We start from the raw sequence: 1,471 nt of genomic DNA, 5'->3' as shown, positions 1-1,471 counted from the left end.
TAACAACACGCCCTGAGGTGGACCGCAAGTATTAAAACTTGCTTTCCACCGCATATTTCAATAGAGGCGAACCTTTACTTTTTAATGCCTCTAAGTACGTTGACTCATCATACGCTGTCTTTGTTTTCCAACATCGAAACAGTATTCTTATCCACTTAAATGCCAGTGCTCTTATAATAGTATTGTGCGGCTTTCCTTTACTTTTTTGCTGTTCATAATAAGCCTTGGCCCAAAATGAATATCGCACCGATTGACCTGCCCATTCAACAAACGTCTGCCGTAAAAATGTGGTGCACGAGTAGCGCCAATGTATCCATTCTTTTTTACCACTGCGTTCTGTGACAGGCGCAATACCGGCATATTTTTGTATCTCTTCACTGGATTGGTAACGTTCACGGTTTGAGCCCATCGCGGCTAATAATCTTGGCGCCATTTGCGGACCAGCCCCTGGCAAACTATCAAATATAAATCGGTCGCTATGCTGTTTATAAATTGATTTGATTTCATGGTCGAAACGTTCGATGGATAGCATTAATTGTTTGAGTTGACCCACCAAACATTCAACCAATAACAAGTTGGGGCCGATGATAGCGTTGTCGCTTGTTAGAGACTCGGCTTGTTTAATGTCATTAATCCGTTTTTCATTTACGTCAGGATAACGGGAGTTATGCAGGTTGAAAAAATCATGTAAGGTTTGTTTTCTTGCGCGTTTAACTTGCGCAAGTGATGGCCAACGCAAAAGGAAATCGCAGAATATCATACTGTCTTTTTCGTTAAACCAATCAAGGGCCTGTGGATAATAGTTTTTGAGTGTCGTGCTCAGTCTGTTGGTTAAATCCACGCGGTCTTGCACGAGCTTTCGACGATATTCAACAAGCTGAGCCAACGACCTGATACTCTCAGTATCTGGCGTGATAACGTTCAGTTTTGACATGTGTTGCTGCAATATTTCTAATTGGATTGCGGCATCTGTAGGGTCATCTTTCGCGCCACTGATGGTAAATGCCTTTCGGTATTTAGCAACGGTCGAAGGGTTGATGGTAAACAAAATAATGTGCTTAAATTTACTTAATGCGTAAATTAAAGGCCCTTTTTTTAATTCACAAGCAACAGCAACTTTTTGCCCATTATATTTTTGTTTTAATGCATTAGCCCACGCATTAATCGCCTCTGGTTTAGAGGAAATCACGCTAAAAGTGGTTTTATTATTTTGTTGGTCGAGTTCACAAACATCGTGTTTACGGTCTGCCCAATCGATAGCGATAAGGGCGGCAAAATCAGCAGGATTAAAAGCTTTCATTTTTTAACTCCCAAGCGTAAAGTTAGCCATGGAATATGGCTGTAGTATTGTTTCTCGCAGGTCTTATAGATAGTCGATATAGACGGCAACCCCTGAGTATGCGTAGTGAAACAAGTAACTTCTGTTGCGCCGAAAGTCTTGTTAAAAGCATCGAGTGTTTTCATTCAAATA

The 1,471-nt window shown here is 41.1% G+C and carries 1 protein-coding gene; it reads right to left on the bottom strand.

Features of this window, described 5'->3' with window-relative positions:
• Positions 1 to 31 precede the first annotated feature (31 nt).
• Positions 32 to 1,300, bottom strand: a complete 1,269-nt coding sequence (locus ESZ26_RS18985) for an IS110 family RNA-guided transposase (RefSeq protein ID WP_146801372.1) — start codon at positions 1,298 to 1,300, stop codon at positions 32 to 34.
• Between the last annotated feature and the right edge of the window lie 171 nt (positions 1,301 to 1,471).

The sequence above is a fragment of the Colwellia hornerae genome (assembly GCF_007954355.1).
In the GTDB taxonomy this organism is placed as follows: domain Bacteria; phylum Pseudomonadota; class Gammaproteobacteria; order Enterobacterales; family Alteromonadaceae; genus Colwellia_A; species Colwellia_A hornerae.
Note: the sequence above shows the minus strand (reverse complement) of the source record. Positions and strands in the feature narration are given on the sequence as shown.

What these genes read in the sequence shown, in the direction of transcription:
- ESZ26_RS18985 (WP_146801372.1), bottom strand. Translation starts at nt 1,300, where the DNA reads ATGAAAGCTTTTAATCCTGCTGATTTTGCCGCCCTTATCGCTATCGAT.